The organism is Streptomyces musisoli, from assembly GCF_016741855.1.
Lineage (GTDB): Bacteria > Actinomycetota > Actinomycetes > Streptomycetales > Streptomycetaceae > Streptomyces > Streptomyces musisoli.
The window spans coordinates 586,951-606,702 of record NZ_JAERRH010000002.1 but is presented as its reverse complement, the minus strand read 5'-3'; the positions used below and the strand labels follow the sequence as shown (position 1 = coordinate 606,702).

At 72.3% G+C, this 19,752-nt stretch carries 15 protein-coding genes; 4 read left to right on the top strand and 11 right to left on the bottom strand.

Annotation, left to right across the window (positions count from 1 at the left end; all coding sequences use genetic code 11):
- Window positions 1-154: 154 nt before the first annotated feature.
- The 4 genes from JK361_RS06425 to JK361_RS06410 form a co-directional block, all read right to left on the bottom strand.
- Window positions 155-2,698, bottom strand: coding sequence for an ATP-dependent Clp protease ATP-binding subunit (locus JK361_RS06425; RefSeq protein WP_201814671.1), 2,544 nt, complete (start codon window positions 2,696-2,698; stop codon window positions 155-157).
- A 585-nt stretch (window positions 2,699-3,283) separates the two neighbouring features.
- Complete coding sequence (locus JK361_RS06420; RefSeq protein WP_201814670.1) at window positions 3,284-3,766, bottom strand: hypothetical protein; 483 nt, start codon at window positions 3,764-3,766, stop codon at window positions 3,284-3,286.
- 175 nt (window positions 3,767-3,941) lie between these two features.
- Window positions 3,942-4,400 carry a hypothetical protein gene (locus JK361_RS06415; protein WP_201814669.1) on the bottom strand — a complete coding sequence of 153 codons (459 nt, stop codon included), beginning with the start codon at window positions 4,398-4,400 and terminating at the stop codon, window positions 3,942-3,944.
- Between the two features lie 164 nt (window positions 4,401-4,564).
- Window positions 4,565-5,176 (bottom strand): hypothetical protein, encoded by a 612-nt coding sequence (locus tag JK361_RS06410; RefSeq protein ID WP_201814668.1) that lies wholly within the window; start codon window positions 5,174-5,176, stop codon window positions 4,565-4,567.
- A gap of 243 nt (window positions 5,177-5,419) precedes the next feature.
- Here JK361_RS06410 and JK361_RS06405 point away from each other — a divergent pair, with 243 nt between their 5' ends.
- Complete coding sequence (locus JK361_RS06405; protein WP_201814667.1) at window positions 5,420-6,940, top strand: helix-turn-helix domain-containing protein; 1,521 nt, start codon at window positions 5,420-5,422, stop codon at window positions 6,938-6,940.
- 200 nt (window positions 6,941-7,140) lie between these two features.
- Here JK361_RS06405 and JK361_RS06400 read toward each other — a convergent pair whose 3' ends face one another.
- The 4 genes from JK361_RS06400 to JK361_RS06385 form a co-directional block, all read right to left on the bottom strand.
- A complete protein-coding gene (locus JK361_RS06400) occupies window positions 7,141-7,698 on the bottom strand; it encodes a DUF3291 domain-containing protein (protein ID WP_201814666.1) in 558 nt (185 codons plus the stop codon).
- 428 nt (window positions 7,699-8,126) lie between these two features.
- On the bottom strand, window positions 8,127-8,498 hold the full coding sequence (locus JK361_RS06395; RefSeq protein WP_307787194.1) for an NUDIX hydrolase: 372 nt from the start codon (window positions 8,496-8,498) through the stop codon (window positions 8,127-8,129).
- 255 nt (window positions 8,499-8,753) lie between these two features.
- A complete protein-coding gene (locus JK361_RS06390; RefSeq protein WP_201814665.1) occupies window positions 8,754-9,647 on the bottom strand; it encodes a diacylglycerol kinase family protein in 894 nt (297 codons plus the stop codon).
- Window positions 9,648-9,702: 55 nt separating this feature from the next.
- Window positions 9,703-11,295, bottom strand: coding sequence for an FAD-binding oxidoreductase (locus tag JK361_RS06385; protein ID WP_201814664.1), 1,593 nt, complete (start codon window positions 11,293-11,295; stop codon window positions 9,703-9,705).
- Between the two features lie 107 nt (window positions 11,296-11,402).
- Here JK361_RS06385 and JK361_RS06380 point away from each other — a divergent pair, with 107 nt between their 5' ends.
- Together JK361_RS06380 and JK361_RS06375 are read left to right on the top strand one after the other, a co-directional pair.
- The gene (locus JK361_RS06380; RefSeq protein ID WP_201814663.1) at window positions 11,403-12,002 is read left to right on the top strand and encodes a TetR/AcrR family transcriptional regulator; all 600 of its coding nucleotides are present in this window, start codon (window positions 11,403-11,405) and stop codon (window positions 12,000-12,002) included.
- Window positions 11,999-13,582, top strand: coding sequence for a glycerol-3-phosphate dehydrogenase/oxidase (locus tag JK361_RS06375; protein ID WP_201814662.1), 1,584 nt, complete (start codon window positions 11,999-12,001; stop codon window positions 13,580-13,582). Before JK361_RS06380 ends, JK361_RS06375 begins: the two co-directional genes overlap by 4 nt.
- A 104-nt stretch (window positions 13,583-13,686) precedes the next feature.
- Here JK361_RS06375 and JK361_RS06370 read toward each other — a convergent pair whose 3' ends face one another.
- The 3 genes from JK361_RS06370 to JK361_RS06360 all read right to left on the bottom strand — a co-directional run bounded on the left by JK361_RS06370 (window position 13,687) and on the right by JK361_RS06360 (window position 18,161).
- Window positions 13,687-15,138 (bottom strand): WGR domain-containing protein, encoded by a 1,452-nt coding sequence (locus tag JK361_RS06370; RefSeq protein WP_201814661.1) that lies wholly within the window; start codon window positions 15,136-15,138, stop codon window positions 13,687-13,689.
- A 258-nt stretch (window positions 15,139-15,396) separates the two neighbouring features.
- A complete protein-coding gene (locus JK361_RS06365) occupies window positions 15,397-17,001 on the bottom strand; it encodes an ABC-F family ATP-binding cassette domain-containing protein (RefSeq protein WP_201814660.1) in 1,605 nt (534 codons plus the stop codon).
- A gap of 452 nt (window positions 17,002-17,453) precedes the next feature.
- Window positions 17,454-18,161: an SDR family oxidoreductase gene (locus JK361_RS06360; RefSeq protein WP_201814659.1), complete on the bottom strand. Its 708-nt coding sequence runs from the start codon at window positions 18,159-18,161 to the stop codon at window positions 17,454-17,456.
- 162 nt (window positions 18,162-18,323) lie between these two features.
- Between JK361_RS06360 and JK361_RS06355 the strand changes: the two genes are divergently transcribed.
- Window positions 18,324-19,439, top strand: a complete 1,116-nt coding sequence (locus tag JK361_RS06355; protein ID WP_201814658.1) for a 4Fe-4S binding protein — start codon at window positions 18,324-18,326, stop codon at window positions 19,437-19,439.
- Window positions 19,440-19,752: the final 313 nt, after the last annotated feature.

The following is a 19,752-nucleotide window of genomic DNA, read 5'->3' as shown; positions in this document are numbered from 1 at the left end:
CACGGATCCGCCGGCTCCGTGACCGCAGCCGCACCGACTCCGGTACCGCAGTCGACTCCGTTACCGCAGTCGACTCCGTGACTCCAGCCGACTACGGGGCGCCGGAGCCGGGCCGTACTCGGGTACGGGACGCTGCCCAAGTGCCGGACACGGCTCAGGTGTCGGACGCCGCTCCCGGGCCGGAGGGCGTACCGGGGCCGGCCGGCTCACCCGGGTCGCCCTTGCGTACCGAGCAGTGCAGCGAGTCGTGCAGCACGTCGGCCACGATGGTGTCGCCGGGCTCGGCCTCGCCGCCGAGCAGCAGGGTGGCGATGCGGTTGTCGAGTTCCGCCTGGATCGTGCGCCGCAGTGGACGGGCGCCGAACTCCGGCTGGTGTCCGTGGGCGATGAGCAGCTTCTTGGCGGCCTCGCTGACCTCCAGCTTCATCCCCTGGGCGTGCACCCTGCGCTTGCTCCGGTCCAGCAGATGGTCCACGATCCGCCCCAGGTCGTCCTCGGTCAGGCCGTGGAAGATGATGATGTCGTCGATCCGGTTGAGGAACTCCGGCAGGAACCTCGTCCGCAGGTCGTCCATCAACTCGTCCTTGAGTTCGGACACATCGCCCTTGTGGTCCAGGATGCGGTGCGCGCCGATGTTCGACGTCATGATGACGACGCAGTGCCGGAAGTCGACGGTGCGGCCCTGGGAGTCGGTCAGCCGTCCGTCGTCCAGGATCTGGAGCAGCGTGTTGAAGACGTCGGGGTGGGCCTTCTCCACCTCGTCGAAGAGCACCACGCTGTAGGGCTGCCGGCGGACCTTCTCGGTGAGCTGGCCCGCTTCCTCGTAGCCGACGTACCCGGGAGGGGCGCCGACCAGCCGGGCGACGGTGTGCTTCTCCTGGAACTCGCTCATGTCGAAGCGGATCATGCGGTCCTCGTCGCCGAACAGGAGGGCGGCGAGGGTCTTGGCGAGTTCGGTCTTGCCGACACCCGTCGGGCCGAGGAAGAGGAACGACCCCACGGGGCGGTTCGGGTCGCCCATGCCGGCGCGGTTGCGGCGTACGGCCTGGGAGACCGCGGTGACCGCCTCGTCCTGGCCGACGATCCTCGCGTGCATGTCCTCCTCGAGCCGCAGGAGCTTCTCCTTCTCGCTGGCGGTGAGCTGGGAGACGGGGATACCGGTGCGGCGGGAGACGACGTCGGCGATGTCGTCGGCCGTGACGGAGATGATGCCCTCGCGGCGCTCCTCGATGCCGGCGAGTTCGCCCTCCACTTCGGCGATCTGCCGCTTCAGCTCCGAGGCCTTCTCGAAGTCCTCGGCGGACACGGCCTGTTCCAGCTCCCGACGCAGTTTGGCGATGGCGTCCTCACGGCTGACGATCTCGGTCGAGCGGCCCGCGCTGCGCAGCCGCACCCGGGCGCCGGCCTGGTCCATCACGTCGATCGCCTTGTCGGGCAGGAACCGGTCGCTGATGTACCGGTCGGACAGTTCGGCCGCGGCCACGAGGGCGGCGTCGTCGAAGCGGACCTGGTGGTGCGCCTCGTAGGAGTCGCGCAGCCCCTCGAGGATCTGCACCGTCTCCTCGACGGTGGGCTCCGGGACCATCACCGGCTGGAAGCGGCGCTCCAGGGCCGCGTCCTTCTCGACGTACTTGCGGTACTCGTCGATGGTCGTGGCGCCCACGACATGGAGTTCGCCGCGCGCGAGGGCGGGTTTGAGCATGTTGCCCGCGTCCATGGAGCCCTCGCCGGTGGCGCCCGCGCCGACGACCGTGTGCATCTCGTCGATGAAGAGGATGATGTCGCCGCCGGCCGCCTGGACGTCCTCGATGACCTTCTTCAGCCGTTCCTCGAACTGACCCCGGTACTGGGCTCCCGCGACCATGCCCGACAGGTCCAGCGAGACGACGCGCTTGTCCTTCAGGGTGTCGGGGACCTCGCCCGCCACGATGCGCTGGGCGAGTCCCTCCACGATGGCGGTCTTGCCGACTCCGGGTTCCCCGATCAGCACGGGGTTGTTCTTGGTGCGCCGGGAGAGGATCTCGACGGTCTGCTCGATCTCCTCGGACCGCCCGACGACCGGGTCGAGCCTGCCCGCCTTGGCCTCCTCGGTCAGGTCACGGCCGTACTCGTCCAGCGTCGTGGCCGGCTTCTTCCGCTCGGCGGGGGCCGCCTCGGCGCGTGCCGCCGACTGCTCGGTGAGGCCGGCGAGGCGCTTGGTGTCCAGGCCCTCGGCCCGCAGCAGCCGGGTCGCCCCCGAGTCGCTCTCGCCGATGAGCGCAGCGAGGATGTGCTCGGGACCGATGTAGGACACGCCGGCCGCCTGGGACTGGGCGTAGGCCGCCCTGAGCGTGCGCTTGGCCGCCGGGGTGAGGCCGGGCTGCGCGGAGGGCTCGCCGGACTCGCGGGGCAGGATCTTGCCCAGTTCGGTGGCGAGCGCGTCGGGGGCCACGCCCGCCTCGGAGAGCAGCCGGCGCGACGGGTCGACCTGGGTGGCCGCCCAGAGCAGGTGTTCGGTGTCCAGGTCGGAGGTGCCGTCCTCGACGGCCCGCTGCACGGCCAGGTTGAGCAGCTCCTGCGACGATTCAGTCAGCAGCCGTCCGATGGGTACGCGCTGCACGGCGGGGGGCGAGGAGGCCGGCGACATACCGAAGAAACGATTCAGCAACTCGCTGAAGGGGTCCGACGAACCGAACGGTGCTCCGAACGACATCGACATGACAGCTCCTGGCGCGCGTGGGGTCGGCGGTCCGCGGGGCGTATCCGCGAAGGGATGTCCGTGGGGGTCGGCAACACGAGGTGGGGCAGAACGAGGTGGGGCAGAACGAGGAGTGGCAACACGAATGGCAACACGAAGGGCCCGCGGGGGTCCGTATTCACTGAACCCCCGGGCGGACGGCACCGCAAGCCGGAGGCGGGGACGGGAGATCACCGAGAGAAGATCAGGGTCGGTACGTGTAGGAGAGCGCCCGTGACCGGGAGTCGTCCTTCAGCAGGACGGCGGCCCAGGATTCACCGCGCTCGCGGGCCGGACTCCGATCAGCCGACTGCCACCAAGGCCATGACCGATCAGCCGACTGCCACCAAGGCCATGACCGACTACACCTCGTGCCCCGCGGTTCCCGTCGGGTCCGGCTTGGTCCAGCGGGCCACGGAACCGGCCCGCCGTGCACTCCGCCGATGCTCGTCCGTCCGGGCCGGGGCGAAGCCGGGCGGGTGGGGGCCGTTGACGGGGGGCTGCTCTGGAGGAGGAGCAGGGGCCGCGTGGCCGGAGGCGACGCCCTCAGCGTCAATTCCCCCGCTTTCACATGTGAGCCGCCCGGCCCGGAACGGCTGCTCCGGGCCGGGCGGCTGGGCTCATGCCGTCAGCACTCCGCGATGTCCCCGCGGTGGAATGCGTCATTGCCGTCCACATAGGCCCGTACGTCCACCCCGTGACGAACAGCTCCTGTCCGCTGCTGCCGGTGTAGCGCTCCGACCGGGTGTGGTACCAGACGTTTCCGCGGTTGCCGATGTTGTCACCGCGGTCCCAGCAGTCGGCGACGATCGCGTCCCCGCGGCCCAGGTCCGGGACGCCCACCTTGCCGTCGCGTACGTGCGTCGTGCTGTAGACGCCCAGGCCGGTGCTCGCGGTGACGGGAATCAACGCGCTCGCGGCGGACGCGCTACCGGTCGCCAGAGCCAGCGCACCGGCGCTCAATACCGCGACAATGGCGCCACGGCACCGCGAGATGCCTCTCATCATCGTTTCCCCCTGATCGCAGTCGGCGATGCGCTGCCTGCCCACTGTGCACCGAAGTCCGGAGCACACTCTGAACGATGGCCTGGCTGGGCAGGGTTATGAATCCCCCGGATTTCGGGGGGGCGCAACCTGCCGACGGCGATACAGGGGAGGGTGTGCGGGCCCAAGAACCGGCTGCCGGTCCGGGAGACCGGTCGGCTCAGGCGGAGGTGCCTGACCGTCACTTACCGCCGATGCCCTTCTCCCCGATGTGGAAGATCTTGTGGCTGCCGCGGGTCATGTCGACGATCAGCTTGGTCGTGCTGGACTTGCTCCAGGTGAGGGTGATCACGGCCTCCGTGTAGTCGGCCGTGCCGTTGTCGGTGACCTTCCAGGCGAGCGGCACGTTCTGGGCGCGCAGGACGCCGTTGGCGTGGTTCTTCTTCTCCCAGGCGTTCAGTTCCTTCTGGAACGCGGGAGTGAGGTAGTGGCTGCGCAGGGCCTGCTGGAGGCCACCGCTGCCCTCGTCGGTCACCGCGTCGATGTAGGCGCCGTAGAAGTCGGCGATCCGGGTGATGTTGTCGGACGGCTTGCCGCTGACGCTGCGCGGGGTCCCGGCGGAGGCCTGGACGGTGGCGCCGAGACCGAGGGCGACGCTGAGGACGCCGGCGGTGAGGGCGATACGGGTCTTGCTGTTCATGCCTGTTCTCCGTTTTCGAGTGATCGATGGATCAAGTGCTCAAGTGGTCGAGTGCTCAAGTGCTCAAGTGGTCGAGTGATCGAGTGGTCGGGTCGTGCCCGTGGCCGTCGGTGCCGGGCCGCCCTTCCGACCCCCGTGACGGGAGGGCGGCCCTGGGCGGCCCGTCAGTGGAGCTTGTTCACGGCCTTGGTGGTCGTCGTCTTGAAGGCCTTCACCGGAGCGCCCTCGAAGCCGCCGAGCTGCGCCCAGTGCACGACCGTGACGGTGCGGCCGTCCCGGCCGACCGACAGCAGGCGGACGTCGCTCGCGCCCCAGGAGGTCTCGGTGTGGACGCCGTAGACGTGGGCGCCCTCTTCGACGGACAGGTTCCCGTAGTCCTTGCCGGTGGCCTCTGTGTCCGGGTCCTGCCGCTCGATGCGGGCCGCGCAGGACTTGATGTCCTTGTTCAGCCGCGAGGTCAGCTGCTTCGCCGACTGGGCGTCGGGCAGGACCACGGTGATCTGCCGGGCGTTCGTGTCGAGGTCCGTCCGGAAGTCGCGGTGCCAGGCTGACCCGTGGCCCGGCAGCGCCCGCAGGCAGGTGTCCCAGTCCGTCTCCTCCGGTACGCCGGCGGTGACCTTGCCGGCCGTCCAGGACGAGGTGGGATGCGGTGGCAGGTCCGCGGCCGCGAGGAAGCCGGGCGCCTTCGGAGCGGCGGTGGCCGGTGCGGCGAGCGCCACGGTCAGACCCGTGACGGCGACTGCGAGGAGCGTGCCTGCTCGGGTGCGTTTGGGCATGGATGTCCTCCCCGTGGATGAGTGCGGTGAACGCATGAGCGAAGTGCATGCGTGTCGGAGGTCGCCCGACGCCGGTTGGTCGGTCCGGCCCTGGTCGGTGCGACACCCAGAGCATCGCCGGTCGCCCGAGCCGGGTGCAACGGCTGCCGCCCTTTTGCCGACGGTGGAACCATCCCACCCCATCTGACGTGCAGGTATATAGGTGCCTGGGATACGGGATCGCGGGCGGACGACGGAGGAACGGTGTCGACTCGGGACGATGTCGAGGAGTTCGCGGCGCTGCTGCGCAGGCTGAAGGACCGCACGGACCGGAGCTACGGCTCCCTGGCCCGCCGGCTCAACATGAACACCTCCACGCTGCACCGGTACTGCGCGGGCGAGGCGGTGCCGCAGGACTTCGCGCCGGTGGAACGGCTCGCGGCCTTCTGCCAGGCGGCACCGGAGGAGCGGCTCGAACTGCACCGGCTGTGGCTGGCGGCGCTGGAGGCTCGTCAACGGGTGCGTACGGCCGGTTCGACGGAAGCGGAGGTTCCGGCAGCGACGCCGAACACGGACGAGGGACCCACCGGGGCCAGCGACTCCACGCAGCCCGGCGGCACCCCCGACCCGGACGGCGCCACGGGGCAGCCTGCGGGAGGCCCAGTTCCGGACGGCTTCACCGGGCAGCCCGGTGGCATCCCGGCCCCGGAAGGCTCCACGGTGCCCGAGAGCCACCCCCACGCGGGCGACTCCGCGAAGCAACCTGGAAGCGCCCCCCACCCGGACGGCTCCACGGAGCAGCGCGGGGGCGGCTCCGAGCCGGACGAGACCGTCCCCTCGCCCGTTCGGCGTCCCTGGTACCGCCGCCGACGGGTCCTGACGACCACCGCCGTCACCTGCGCGCTGCTCGCCACTCTGGGCATCACGACCGTCCTGTCGGACGACCGCTCCCCGGAGGCGCACGCCACCCGCTCCGCGGTCCCGCGGACGACCGCCCTCGGCACGCCCCACCACTCGGCGAAACCGTCGGCCGGCGTGTCCCCCTCCCTCTCCCCCTCCCCCTCACACGGCTCCGCGTCGCCCGGTCCGCGACAGAAGGCCCCCGCCCTGTCCGCCACCGGCAGCCGCTCCACCTCGCCCGAGAAGCCGCCCACCGGCCTGCCCCTCGCCTGGAGCGCCGACTCCCAGGTCTGGGACATGGGCTGCGGCCACGACTACGTCATCGACAAGCCGCCCGCGCAGGTGCCTCCGCCGCCGGTGCAGCAGGACGCCGGGACGTGGGCGGCGACGCAGGGCGCGGTGCACGGGCGGCAGACGATGGTGCAGATCTCGGTGCAGGGGAGGTCGTCCACGGCCGTGGTCCTGGAGGCGCTCCGTGTCCGCATCGTCAGCCGCGGCAACCCGGCCGCCGGGAACGCGTACGCCATGGACCAGGGTTGCGGCGGGGAACTCACGCCCAGTCGCTTCGCCGTGAACCTCGACGCCGACCGCCCCATCGCCCGCCCGAAGGACGGCGCCGACAGCGAACACACCGTCCCGGCCGTGCACTTCCCGTACCGCGTCTCCGCCGAGGATCCGCAGGTGCTGCTGGTCGACGCGACGACACAGACCTACGACGCCCGCTGGTACCTGGAACTCGACTGGTCCTCCCAGGGCCGCACCGGCACGGTCCGCATCGACGACCACGGGCGCCCCTTCCACACGACCAGCACCAGGGGAATCCCGCGCTATTGGTACGGCACGAACGACACAGACGAACGCGCCTGGGTCCCGTACGGCGGCTAGGGGCTTTCGTTTGCATCACCGGGTGGATCAGAAGATGATGCCGACGATGTGAAGCCCGGCGCAACGGATGATCGCGGCCTTCTGGGTAGGGTGTGATCGAGCGGAGCGAGCGGTCACGATCCCCGTGACAGGCTGGTGCTGAAAAGGCATCACACCATTGAGCTGGATCGACAGCGAATTCAGTCGTCCAGGCTTCCGTTTCAGCGGGACTGGGCGCACTTCGGCCCGATTCCCTTGGTCCTGGTCGGAGTTCCGTCCGGGGTGAACGAGTCGTGGAAGGTGAAGGCGTGCGGCGCGGAGCCGCGGTCGTGGAGGTGCTCCAGCCTGGAAACCCCGTCCCGCCAGGTGGGTATCACGCCGTCGGAGACCCACCAGAACACGTAATTCGGGTGCCCTGACCTTTCGAACCAGTCGTAACGCCTGTTCAGCGCCTCACGGTGCAGACCGGTGTAGACCGCGTCGAAGGCGGGGCGCAGGTCGGTCCAGAGCGAGAGGGTCGTGGCCAGGGCGGTGGTTTCCACCGTACGGCCCTTGCCGTACCAAGTCGGTACGGCGAACTCCCCCCATGCACCCCAGTCCGCCTCGAAGAGCACGCCCCGGTCACCGTCTGCGGCTTCAGCACGAGCGAGGTAGCCGGGGTACTGACTGAGCTTCCGGTAGACGGCCTCACCGATTTCGTAGAACTCGCGCGTGAGAGGTGCGGGATCGGCGAGAGGTGACTTCAGGACGCCGAATGTGTACAGAGCAAGATGGGGCATGCGTCTCTCCCTGGTTGGGACTGCCTGCTTGGAACCGATTCGGTGGCCTACGCATGAGGACGAGGGTTGGTGGGGCGTGACCGGCTCATCCCGTCGCGGCCGGCCCAGCCTGAAGGAACCCCCTGTGCGGCCGTGGCGACCACCGAAGACCAGATGAAGGTAGCTGCCTCTGCGAGCCATGTCGAAGTTGCAACTTCCCGTTCCATATGGCCTCTTGAACAGGCCTTTGCGGGAACTGGGCGGTGAAGGTGGGCTGCTGCACGAGGGTGGCCCACCTTTGGACGCCGGCTCGCGCCTTGACGTCAGGTATCGCCGGTTGAGGGGGCGGTGGCGGTTTGGTGGTGCTGAAGAAGAGGTCATCTCCCTTGTGACCGCCGTCTGGTTGACGCCTCGCCGTCGTCGGGCGGTGGGGCCGGGGCCTCGAGGGTTCAGACGGGAGTGTGTCCCTGGAGGTAGGCGCGTACGGTGCTCGGCAGAGGGGTGTCGGCGGTCTCCTCCATCCGTGCCCCCCGGTCCGGTGTGAAGCGGCCCCCGTCGGACGGTGACTCGCTCAGCAGCTGGCAGACGACGGCCGTCTCCGCGGCTTCGCCCGGTCCCAACGGCTCGGTGCCGTCGACTAGGTAGCCGGTGACCTCGTAGACGATGCGCGCCGCGGCGGCCTGGGGCGTCTCGGCCGGTTGCGGGGTGCCCGAGGGCAGCCCCCAGCCGTCTCCCTCCGGCACCAGCAGCAGCCGCCCGTCGTACAGGACGACCGCCCGTATCCCGCCTTCGGCCTCCTCCAGCGACATTCGGTCCACCACCCCTTCCAGCCACCTCCTGCCTACCCAGGGGCGAGCGGGTGATGCGCCCTGAGCCGGTGGCGGACGCCGCGGCTTCGGGAGCCGGGCCGTCAACTCCCGGTTCGGCACGGGACGGACAGGCCCTCGGCCGTCAACTCCCCGCGTCGGTGCAGGACCTACAGGTCCTCGGCCGCCAACTCCCGGGCCGGTATAGGACCGGCAGGCCCCCGGCCGTCAACTCCTGTGTCGCCGCAGGACCGGCAGGCCCCCGGGCCGTCAACTCTCCGCTCCGTACAGGACCGGCAGGTCGCCGGGTCGTACCCGCAGGGTGACCGGGAGGGTGGCGTCCACCTCGCCGTCGGCGCCGTAGGGGACGGGCCGGTCGGCCTCGATGCGCAGTTCCCGGCCGCGCAGGACGCGCACTTCGGGGCGGCGGATGTGGGAGCCGTCCTTCAGCTCGTTCATCAGGGTGAAGAACAGCCGGCGCGGGGCCTCGCTGATCATCACGACGTCCAGCAGACCGTCGTCGACGCGGGCGCCGGGGGCGATGAGCCGGCCGGAGCCGTAGTAGGGGGAGTTGGCCACGACCACGGTGTAGCCGCGGTGGGTGTGTTCCTCGCCGTCGACGGTGACCCGGTAGTCGGCCGGCCGCCAGCCCGTGACGGCGCGCAGGCCGCCCGCGTAGTAGGAGGCGGCACCGCGCAGCAGGCGTGCGTTGTTGGCATGCCGGTTGGCTTCGGCGTCGACACCGGCGTACACGCTGCCGAGGACGACCGTGCGCGGGTGGACGGCCGACTCCACCTCGATGGTGTCGACGGGCCGGGGCTCGGCGTGCAGCAGGATGTCCGCGAGGGCGTCGGGGTCGGCGGGCAGGTCCAGGGCGCGGGCGAAGTCGTTGCCGCGTCCGGCGGGTACGAGTCCGAGGACGGTGCCGGTGCCGCTGAGCGCGCCGCCGATGCCGCCGGCGATGCCGTCGCCGCCCACGGCCAGGACGATCCGCCCGCGCTCGCCGGCCGCGCGGGCGATGTCCTGGGCGTGGGCGAGGCTGTGGCTGTACTCGGTCTCCAGCCCGGCGCCGGCCGCGCGGAGCAGCCGGGCCAGCCGGAGCAGGGTCGCCGCCCCGGTCGAGCCACCCGCTGTGGGGTTGACGACGGCGGTGAACTGGCGCATCGGTGTGCCTTTCGAGGCAGGCGGTCGGGTCGAGGCAGGCGGTCGGGTCGGGTGGTCAGTCGGTGGGCAGCAGGACGCCGGGGTTGAGGAGTCCGTCGGGGTCCAGGCGGCGCTTGACGGCACGCAGGGCCGAGATGCCGAGCGGACCGGCCTCGCGGACGTACCAGTCGCGGTGGTCGGTGCCGACCCCGTGGTGGTGGGAGATGGTGCCGCCGGCGGTCAGCACGGCCTCGTTGGCGGCGTGCTTGGCGGGCGTCCAGTGGGCCACCGGGTCCTCGCCCTGGGCGCTGACCACGGTGAAGTACAGCGAGGCGCCGTTCTCGTAGACGTGGGAGATGTGGCACATCACCAGGGGCGGGGTGCCGGCCTGGGTGAGGGTGTCCGTCAGGGCGGTGCGGACGGCCGTGTACAGGTCGGGGATGCGCGACCAGAAGGCAGCGGTCTCCAGCGTCTCGGCGAAGGCGCCCACGTCGAGCAGGGCGTCGCGCAGGTAGGGCGCGGAGTAGCGGCCGTGCGCCCAGCGTTCGCCGGGTTCCGCGCCGACCAGGGTGCCGCCGCAGGCCGTCAGGACGGCCGCCGCCCGCTCGCGGCGGTGCGCGGTGTCCTCGGGCGTTCCCTCGTAGCCGGCGATCGCGAGGCAGCCGGCGCCGCCCTGCGCCAGGTCGGCGCCGATGGCGTCGGGCTGGGCGAGGCCGATGAGCGTCTCGGTCTCGTCGGACAGGCGCAGCACGGTCGGCCGGGGCCCGTCCTGGGCGAGCCGGCGCAGTGCGGCGGCGCCCTCCTCGAAGGAGCCGAACCGCCAGCCCTCGTACACCCGGACCTCGGGAAGGGGCCGGATCCGTACGGTGACGGAGGTGATGACGCCGAAGGCGCCCTCGGAGCCCAGGACGAGCTGGCGCAGGTCGGGGCCGGCGGCCGAACGGGGTGCGCGGCCGGTCTCGAGGGTGCCCTCGGGGGTGGCGACGGTCAGGCCGAGCACCATCTCGTCGAAGCGGCCGTAACCGGCGGACGCCTGTCCGCTGGAGCGGGCGGCGGCGAAACCGCCGATGGTGGCCCACTCGAAGGACTGCGGGAAGTGGCCGAGGGTGAAGCCCTGTTCGGCGAGGAGGGCTTCGGCCTCGGGGGCGCGCAGGCCGGGCTGGAGGGTCGCGGTGCGGGAGACGGGGTCCAGGTCGAGCAGGCCGTCCATGCGGCGCAGGTCCAGGGCGACGAACGCGCTGCGCTGCGGGGCGAGTCCGCCCACCACCGAGGTGCCGCCGCCGAAGGGGACGACGGCCAGGCCGTGCGCGGCGCAGGCGCGCAGGACGGCGAGGACCTCGTCGTGACCGGCGGGCAGGACGACGGCCTGGGGTACGTCCGCGAAGTCGCCGGCGCGGATGCGCAGCAGGTCGGGGGTGGACTTGCCGCGGGTGTGCCGGACGCGGCTCTCCGGGTCGGTGCGGACGTGCTCGTCGCCGCCGACGGCGTCGGCGAGCGCCTTCAGCGCGGCGGGCTCGGCCGTGGTGGCGGGCAGACGGACGTCCTCGAGGGCGAGTGCGGGCGCGGTCCGCGGCTTGACGCCGAGCAGGTCGCGCAGCAGCCCGGTCACCGTCTCGGGCAGCGGCGCCGCCTTGGCCGGGTCGCCCCAGCCGTTCCACAGCATGTCCATTGAACGGTCGTCCTCACAGGTCGGTGTGCTCGGCTCGCGCGGCTCGGCTGCCGTCTCCGGGGAACGGACCGCTTCCGTCCCGCCCCCGGGGCGTTACACTGTGACACATGACGCCTATTCGTCACAACGGTTCGGACAGTGATTCCGTGCTCGACGCGGCACGCGACTGCGTGCTCGCCGTCGGAGTACGGCGCACCACGCTCGCCGACGTCGCCCGCCGCGCCGGTGTCTCCCGGATGACGCTGTACCGGCGCTGGCCCGACCTGCAGACCCTGGTGGGCGATCTGATGACCCGGGAGTGGATCGAGGTGGCCACCCGGGCCATACCGGAACCCGCGCCCGGTGTCGGCACGCGCACCCGGATCGTGGACGGGATGGTGGCCGGCGTGGAGGCGTTCCGGGCGCATCCCCTCTTCCGCAAGATCCTCGACGTGGATCCGGAACTGCTGCTGCCGTACGTGCTCGACCGGCGCGGGGCGAGTCAGGAGGCGCTGCTGACGCTGCTGGCCGGCGCGCTGCGCGAGGGCCACGCGGACGGGTCGGTCCGGCCCGGCCACACCGAACGGCAGGCGCGCGCGCTGCTGTTGACCGTGCAGTCCTTCACCTTGTCCCTGCGCACGATGACCGACGAGGACGATCCCGAGCTGGACTCCGCCGCGTTCCTCGGTGAGCTGCGCACCCTTCTGGAGAGGACCCTGACGCCATGAGTCACATCGAGGCCGCGCCCGGCTCGTCCCTCAGCGCACACCGGCGTGGCCGGGAACTGGCCGAGGCCACCGACGGCCGGGTGGTCGACGTCCTGGTCGTCGGGCTCGGCGCCACGGGCGCCGGAGCAGCGCTGGACGCGGCGGCCCGGGGACTGGACGTCGTCGCGGTGGACGCCCACGACCTGGCCTTCGGCACCTCCCGCTGGAGCTCGAAGCTGATCCACGGCGGGCTGCGCTATCTGGCCTCCGCGCAGTTCGACGTCGCCCACGAGAGCGCGGTCGAACGCGGGGTGCTGATGACCCGTACCGCCCCGCACCTGGTGGCCGCCCAGCCGTTCGTGCTGCCGCTGACGCCGCTGGTGTCCCGGGCCCAGGCCTCGCTGGCCTGGGCCGGGTTCCGGGCCGGGGACATGCTGCGGCTGGCCGCGCGCACCCCGCGGCAGGTCCTGCCGGCCCCGCGCCGGCTGTCGGCCACGGAGGCCCGGCACCTGGCGCCCTCGGTCCGCGCGTCCGGTCTGCGCGGCGGGCTGCTGTCCTGGGACGGCAAGGTGACCGACGACGCCCGCCTGGTGACCGCCCTGGCCCGGACGGCCGCCGGTCACGGCGCCCGGGTGCTGACCCGGGTACGGGCACTGGAGCTGACCGGTTCCGGCGCCCGGATCCGGGACGAACTCACCGGCGAGGAAGGCGAGATCAGGGCGCGCGCCGTGATCAACGCCGCCGGGGTGTGGGCGGGCGCCCTCGCCGACGGCATCCGGATCCGCCCGTCGCGCGGCACCCACCTCGTCCTGCGCTCGGAGCGGCTCGGCACCCTGCCGGCCGGTCTGCACATCCCGATCCCCGGGGAGACCAACCGCTTCGTCCTGGTCCTGCCCCAGGGGGACGGCCGGGTCTACGTCGGTCTCACCGACGAGCCGGTCGACGGCGGGATCCCCGACGTGCCCGAGGTCCCCGAGACCGACATCGGCTTCCTGCTGGACGTGCTCGGATCCGTCCTGGACGTCCCCGTGTCGCGGGACGAGGTCGTCGGCGCCTTCGCCGGGCTGCGCCCGCTGCTGGACACCTCCGCGCCCGACGGCCCGGACGGCGCGGAGGCGCGCACCTCCGACATCTCGCGCCGGCACGCGGTGCTGACCTCGCCCGACGGTGTCACCACCGTGGTCGGCGGCAAGCTCACCACCTACCGGCGGATGGCCCAGGACGCGGTGGACGCCGCGACCGAGGCGCGTGGCCTGCGGGTGGGCCCCTCCCCCACCGCCACCCTGCCGCTGGTGGGCGCCGCCGCCCCCGGACGGCTGCGCGCCCTGTCCGCGCCCCGCCACCTGGTCCGCCGCTACGGCACCGAGGCCGTGGCGGTGCACGCCCTCGCGGCCGCGGACCCCGCCCTGGACGAGCCGGTGCTGCCCGGCCACCCGGTGACCCGGGCCGAACTCCTGTGGGCGGTCCGCCACGAGGGCGCCCTCGACGAGTCGGACCTCCTGGACCGCCGCACCCGCATCGGCCTGGTCCCCCAGGACCGCACCGAGGTACTCCCCATCGCCCGGGAAATCCTGGAACAGGCGACGCCCGTGCACCCCTGAGGACCATGCACCCCTGAGGCCTCGGAACAGGAGACGCCGCAGAAGCGGTGAAGCCTCGGAGCCGGTAAAGCCTCAGGGCCGGTGAGGGTCAGGGCCGGTGAGGGTCAGAGCAGGCGGCGGATGTCGCCGCGGACTCGGTAGAAGCCGCCTGCCGCCGGGTGCAGGGCGTCGACGACGTACCGGGCGCCGGGCTCGCGTATCGCGCGCGGGAACTGGACGTTCCAGGAGGTGTCGTAGCCGTCGGAGATCACGTGCACCCGCAGGCGGCCGCCTTCCTGGATGCACTCGACCACCACCGCCCCGGCTGGCGCCTGGGCGACCGTGGTCACCGCGGCCACGGCCGTGGCCGGAGCGTACGTCGGCAGGGCGGCGGCGAGCTTGACGTCCCGCGCCACCGGCACCGTGCCCTGCTGGGCCGCGGAGATGGCCGCCTCGCTCGCGTCGACGCACACCAGCGAACCGTCGGTGGTGACCAGGTACAGGCGCTCGTCGCGGTACTGCATCGACAGGGCCGAGCCGCTGCCCGTGCCGAGCTTCCACAGCCGCCTGCCGTCACGGTCGAAGCAGTAGACGGAGGAGGACGCGTCGCCGGCGAAGACGAACCGGCCGCCGGGTGAGGTGGCGCACGAGTACACCGCGCTGTCGCACGCGTACGTCGCCTCGATGGCGCCGGTGTGCTTCGACAGCCGCTGGACCACGCGGTGCGTGGTGCCCGCGTACACCGCGGCCTGTTCCTGCCAGCCGAACAGCACGCCGCCCTTGGTGGGGGTGTGCCACAGCTCGCCGCCGCCGTCGGGCGCGTAGGCGGTGACGCCCCGGTGGTGGCCGTGGTAGACGGCCCGGTCGTCGGCGCGGACCATCCAGGCGTGCTCGCCCGGGCTGCGGCGGGACCACTGGTGTTCGTCCTCGTGGTCGATGACGGTGAGCCGGCCTTCGCGGTCCGATACGTCCAGGACTCCTTCGTGGATGTCCAGCCAGAAGATGTCGACATCGGCGGCGATGTCGTAGGCGGCGAAGGGCAGTTTGGAGGAGAGGTCGTAGACCTTGCCGTCGTCGCAGCCGGCGTAGATCCAGAAGTCGTCGGCGACCAGGCACTTCACCCCGTCCGGCAGGCTGAAGCGGGCCAGGACGGCGCCCTCGTGGTCCAGGGTGTAGACGTCACCGGCCTGGTTCCCCACCCAGCAGCGCTCGTCGTCGACATGGATGCCGAACGCGGCGGAGCCGGTGCGGAACCGCCACAGCACCGGTGCCACGGCACGGGCGGTGGACGGGGCGGAGCTGACCTGACGGCGGGTCACCGCACGAGGTGCGCGCTGGCCCTGGACGGCCGGGGCGTATCCCTTGCGGACCTTCTCGCCGACCTTCTTCGCCGCGGCGGCCCGTGCCTTCTCCTCGGTCGCGAACGTCGTCGTCTGCGTCTGCCCGGCGGCGCCGATCCTGCCGTACCGCACCGTCACCACCAGGCCGTCGACCGTCACTTCGTAGAACTTGTGGGCGCCGCCGCCCTCCTGTGACAGCTCCAGATACGTCGTCGACACCGCGGACGCCGTGGACATGGCAGACCCCTCCCCAGGCGGACCGGCGGCCGTTCCCGCAGGTCCTCAACTGCTCCTCACCGTAGGGGCACCCACTGACAATCCCCCGGGGCGTCGCAGCCGCCCTGGACGTCGCCGCCGCCCGGTGCGGCCCCCCTCCGCCCCTTCGTGCCGGGCCCCCACCCCCGGCTCGGGGCGCCGGCCCGGCGTCGGGCGAGGGCCCCGCACGAGGCGGGGGCCCGGCGTCGGGCGGGGGCCCTGTACGAGGCGGGGCTGGCGTCAGGCGAGGGTGATCAGGGCCCGGTAGTCCTCGTTCCACAGGTCCTCGTCCGCGTCCGGCAGGAGCAGGACCCGGTCCGGGCGTAGCGCGTCGACGGCGCCCTCGTCGTGGGTGACCATCACGATCGCACCGGGATAGGAACCCACCGCGCCCAGCACCTCGTCGCGGGAGGCCGGGTCGAGGTTGTTGGTGGGCTCGTCCAGCAGCAGCACGTTCGCCCCGGAGTGGACCAGGCCGGCCAGCGCCAGCCGGGTCTTCTCCCCGCCGGACAGCACACCGGCGGGCTTGTCGGCGTCGTCGCCGGTGAACAGGAAGGCACCCAGCACGTGCCGCGCCTCGCCCGGACTCAGGTGCGGCGCGGCCAGGCCGAGGTTCTGGAGGACCGTGCGCCCGGTGTCGAGCGTGTCGTGTTCCTGGGCGAAGTAGCCGAGGCGCAGCCCGTGTCCGTGCACCACCCGTCCGCCGTCGGGCCGCTCGGCGCCGGCGAGGATGCGCAAAAGGGTGGTCTTGCCGGCGCCGTTGAGACCCAGGACGACCAGCCGGCTCCCCCGGTCCACGGCCAGGTCCACCCCGGTGAGGACCCGGTGGCCGCCGTAGGACTTGGTGAGGCTGATCGCGCCGAGCGGGGTCCGCCCGCAGGGCGCGGGTTCGGGCAGCCGGATCCGCGCGGTCTTCTCGGTGCGCCGGGACGGCTCCAGCTCGGCCAGCATCCGGTCGGCGCGCCGGGCCATGCTCCGGGCCATGGTGGCGGTGGCGGAGCGGGCCTTCATCCGGTCGGCCTGTGCGTGCAGGGCCGCGGCCTTGCGTTCGGCGCTCGCCCGCTCGCGGGTGCGGCGCCGCTCGTCCGTGTCGCGCCGGCTCAGGTAGGTACGCCAGCCGGTGTTGTGGACGTCCAGCGTCGCCCGCGTGGCGTCGAGGTGGAAGACACGGTTGACGACGTCGGCGAGCAGGGCCGTGTCGTGGCTGATCACCACCAGACCGCCCTGGTGGGAGTGGAGGAAGGCGCGCAGCCAGGCGACCGAGTCGGCGTCGAGGTGGTTGGTCGGCTCGTCCAGCAGCAGGGTGCGGTCGGTCCCGGCGAACAGGATGCGGGCGAGTTCGACGCGGCGCTTCTGCCCGCCGGAGAGGGTGCCGACCGGCTCGGCCAGGACGCGTTCGGGCAGGCCGAGTCCGGCCGCGACCCGGGCCGCCTCGGCCTCGGCGGCATATCCGCCGCCGGCCTGGAAGGCGGCGTCGGCGCGGGCGTAGGCGCGCATCGCGCGTTCCAGCGCCGTCGCGTCGGCGGCGTCGGCCATCGACGTCTCGGCCTGCCGCAGGGCGCGCAGCGCGGTGTCGAGGCCGCGGGCGGACAGGATGCGGTCGGTGACGGTCGCGGCCGGGTCGGCGGCGCGCGAGTCCTGTGCGAGGAAGCCGACCGGCCCGGTGTGGGTGATGGCGCCCGAGGCGGGCCTGGACCGCCCGGCCAGGGCCGTCATCAGGGTGGTCTTGCCGGCGCCGTTGCGGCCGACGAGGCCGATACGGTCGCCGGGCGAGACGGTGAAGGAGATGCCGGAGAGCAGCAGGCGGGCGCCGGCGCGCAGCTCGGCGTCACGAACGGTGATCATGAGTGGACGCTCCGAAAAAGCAAAAGGACACACTTCTGGCGGGGAAGCGGGTCCTCAGCTAGGAGATTCGGGGCGTAGACATGCGGACACGGTAGCGCGGGCGCCCGCGCCGGTGCATCCCGTTTTCCCGAGCACGGTACGGGTGCGCCGCTGGAGCACGTTACTGGCGCGTCGGCTGCAGCACGGTACGGACGCCTTACACCGAACAGAGCGCCCGCTACCGCGAACCGGTCGCGGGGAGCAGCCTGGACAAGCTGGCCCAGCGAGCCGTCCGCGACGGCCTCCACGTCGACCTGCGCCGGATCCTCCTCCGTCCCACCGAGGAGACGGCCCCGCCGCAACGGCCACCCGGACATCCCGCGCGAGCTGCTCGAGGGCACGACCGGCGCCTGGATCCAAGGTGCCCGCTGCCGGGGCGGATCACCGTCGTCACGCAGCACTCTGACGCAGCACTACCAGGCGGCCAGCTGCGGATACAGGGCTGCCAGATCTCCGGACAGCCCCGCCTTCACCTGCCGGCTGACGTCGTCGGCCAGCACCTCGTACGCCCCGGCCTCCACGCCGTCGAGCGCGCGGGCGGCGACGTCCCGCGGGGCGGACTTGGGGGCGTCCACGTCCGCGGCCATGTCGGTGTCGATGTAGCCGACGTGCAGTCCGGTGACGCCGATGCCCCGCGGCGCCAGCTCCAGCCGCAGCGAGTTGGTCTGGGCCCACAGTGCCGCCTTGGTGGCGCTGTAGGAGCCTGCGACGCCGAGCCAGGAGAGCACGGAGTGGACGTTGAGGAGATGGCCGCCGCCGTTGCGCTCGACGATCGGCACGAGGGCTCGGGTGACCAGCAGCGGCCCGTAGAAGTTCGTCTCGAACTCCCGGCGCACGTCGTCGACGGGGGCGTCCAGGAAGGAGCGGGCGCCGAGTGAGATGCCGGCGTTGTTGACCACGACGGTGACGTCCCGCGCCGCGGCCGCCACGGCCTCGACGGACCCTGGGTCGGTGACCTCCAGCGCGAGGGGTACGGCATCGGGATGCGTGATGCCGCGCGGGTCACGGGCCGTGGCGTAGACCTTGGCGGCGCCGCGCGCGTACAGCTCCTCCACCAGCGCCTTGCCCAGCCCGCGGCTGCCGCCGGTGACCAGCGCGACAGAGTTCTTGATCGACGTCATGTCCGTCTCCAAAGGGTGAAACCGATCGGTTTCCCCCCACCGTAAACCGATCGGTTTCGGACGGCAAGCGTGCCACCCGGCGACCGATCCGCCCTTGCCCCGCCCGTCGGCCGTCCCTCATAGTGTGGTGAGTTTGATATTCCAACTCAGCAGGGGGTCAGGATGTGCGAGCAGGACACCACCGAGGCGGCGGGGGCTCCGAAGCTGCCCGCCAAGCTCGCCGCCCACCCGTCCGTGCGCGCCCTACTGGCCGGACGGGCGGACCGGCGGCCGCCTGCGGTGATCGACGCGGACCGGCTGCGCGCCCTGTGCCTCGAGGCCGGCGCCGACGACGCCGCCGTCGTGAGCCTGGACCACCCCGACCTCGCCGGGGAGCGCGAACACGTGCTGGCGGCCCTGCCCGGAGCGCGGTCGCTGATCTCGCTCGCGGTCCGCATGAACCGCGACAACACGCGCTCCCCCGCCCGCAGCGTGGCCAACCAGGAGTTCCACCAGACCGACGAACAGGTCAACGCCGCCGCGCGCACGGTCGCCCGGGCCCTCCAGGACGCCGGCCATCGGGCACTCAACCCGTCGGCGGGCTTTCCCCAGGAGCTGGAACACTTCCCGGGCCGGATCTGGGTGGTGGCCCACAAGACCGTGGCGGTGGCCGCCGGCCTGGGGGTGATGGGCCTGCACCGCAACGTCATCCACCCGAGATTCGGCAGCTTCGTCCTGCTGGCCACGGTCCTGGTGGACGCACCCGTGAGCGCTTACGGGCAGGAACTGGACTACGACCCCTGCGTCGACTGCAAGTTGTGTGTCGCGGCCTGTCCGGTCGGCGCCATCGGCAAGGACGGCGCGTTCGACCCGCTGGCCTGCACGACGCACAACTACCGGGAGTTCATGAGCGGGTTCACGGACTGGGTGCAGACCGTGGCCGACAGCGAGGACGCCGCCGACTTCCGTGCGCGGGTGACCGACCCGGAGAACGCCTCGATGTGGCAGAGCCTCGCCTTCAAGCCCAGTTACAAGTCCGGCTACTGCCTGGCCGTCTGCCCCGCGGGCGAGGACGTCCTCGGGCCGTACCTCGACGACCGCAGGCACTACCTGGACACGGTCCTGCGCCCCTTGCAGGACAAGACGGAGACCCTCTACGTCCTGCCCGGCTCCGCGGCACAGCGGTACGCCGAGCGCCGCTTCCCGCACAAGCCCACCAAGGAGGTCACCGGCGGCTGGCGCCCACCGGCGAAGCGCCATCCGGACCCCGGCCCGGGTGGCGCTCCGCACGGCCGGTGAACGCACCACCCGGACCACGACCCACCGGCCACGCACACACGTGAGCGCGACGGCACCGGAGGCCCAGCACGGTGCCCGGGGCAGTGGCTCGGGTCCGCGCGCCCGAGGCGGTGACGCCCGTCCATGCCCGGGACAGTGACGCTGTGCCCGGGGCGGTGACGCGGCTCCGTGCCCAGGACAGTGACGCGCCCGGGGCGGTGACGCCGGTCCGCGCCCGAGACAGTGACGCTGCGCCCGGGGCGGTGACGCGGCTCCGTGCCCAGGACAGTGACGCGCCCGAGGCGGTGACGCCGGTCCGCGTGCGGGTGACCAC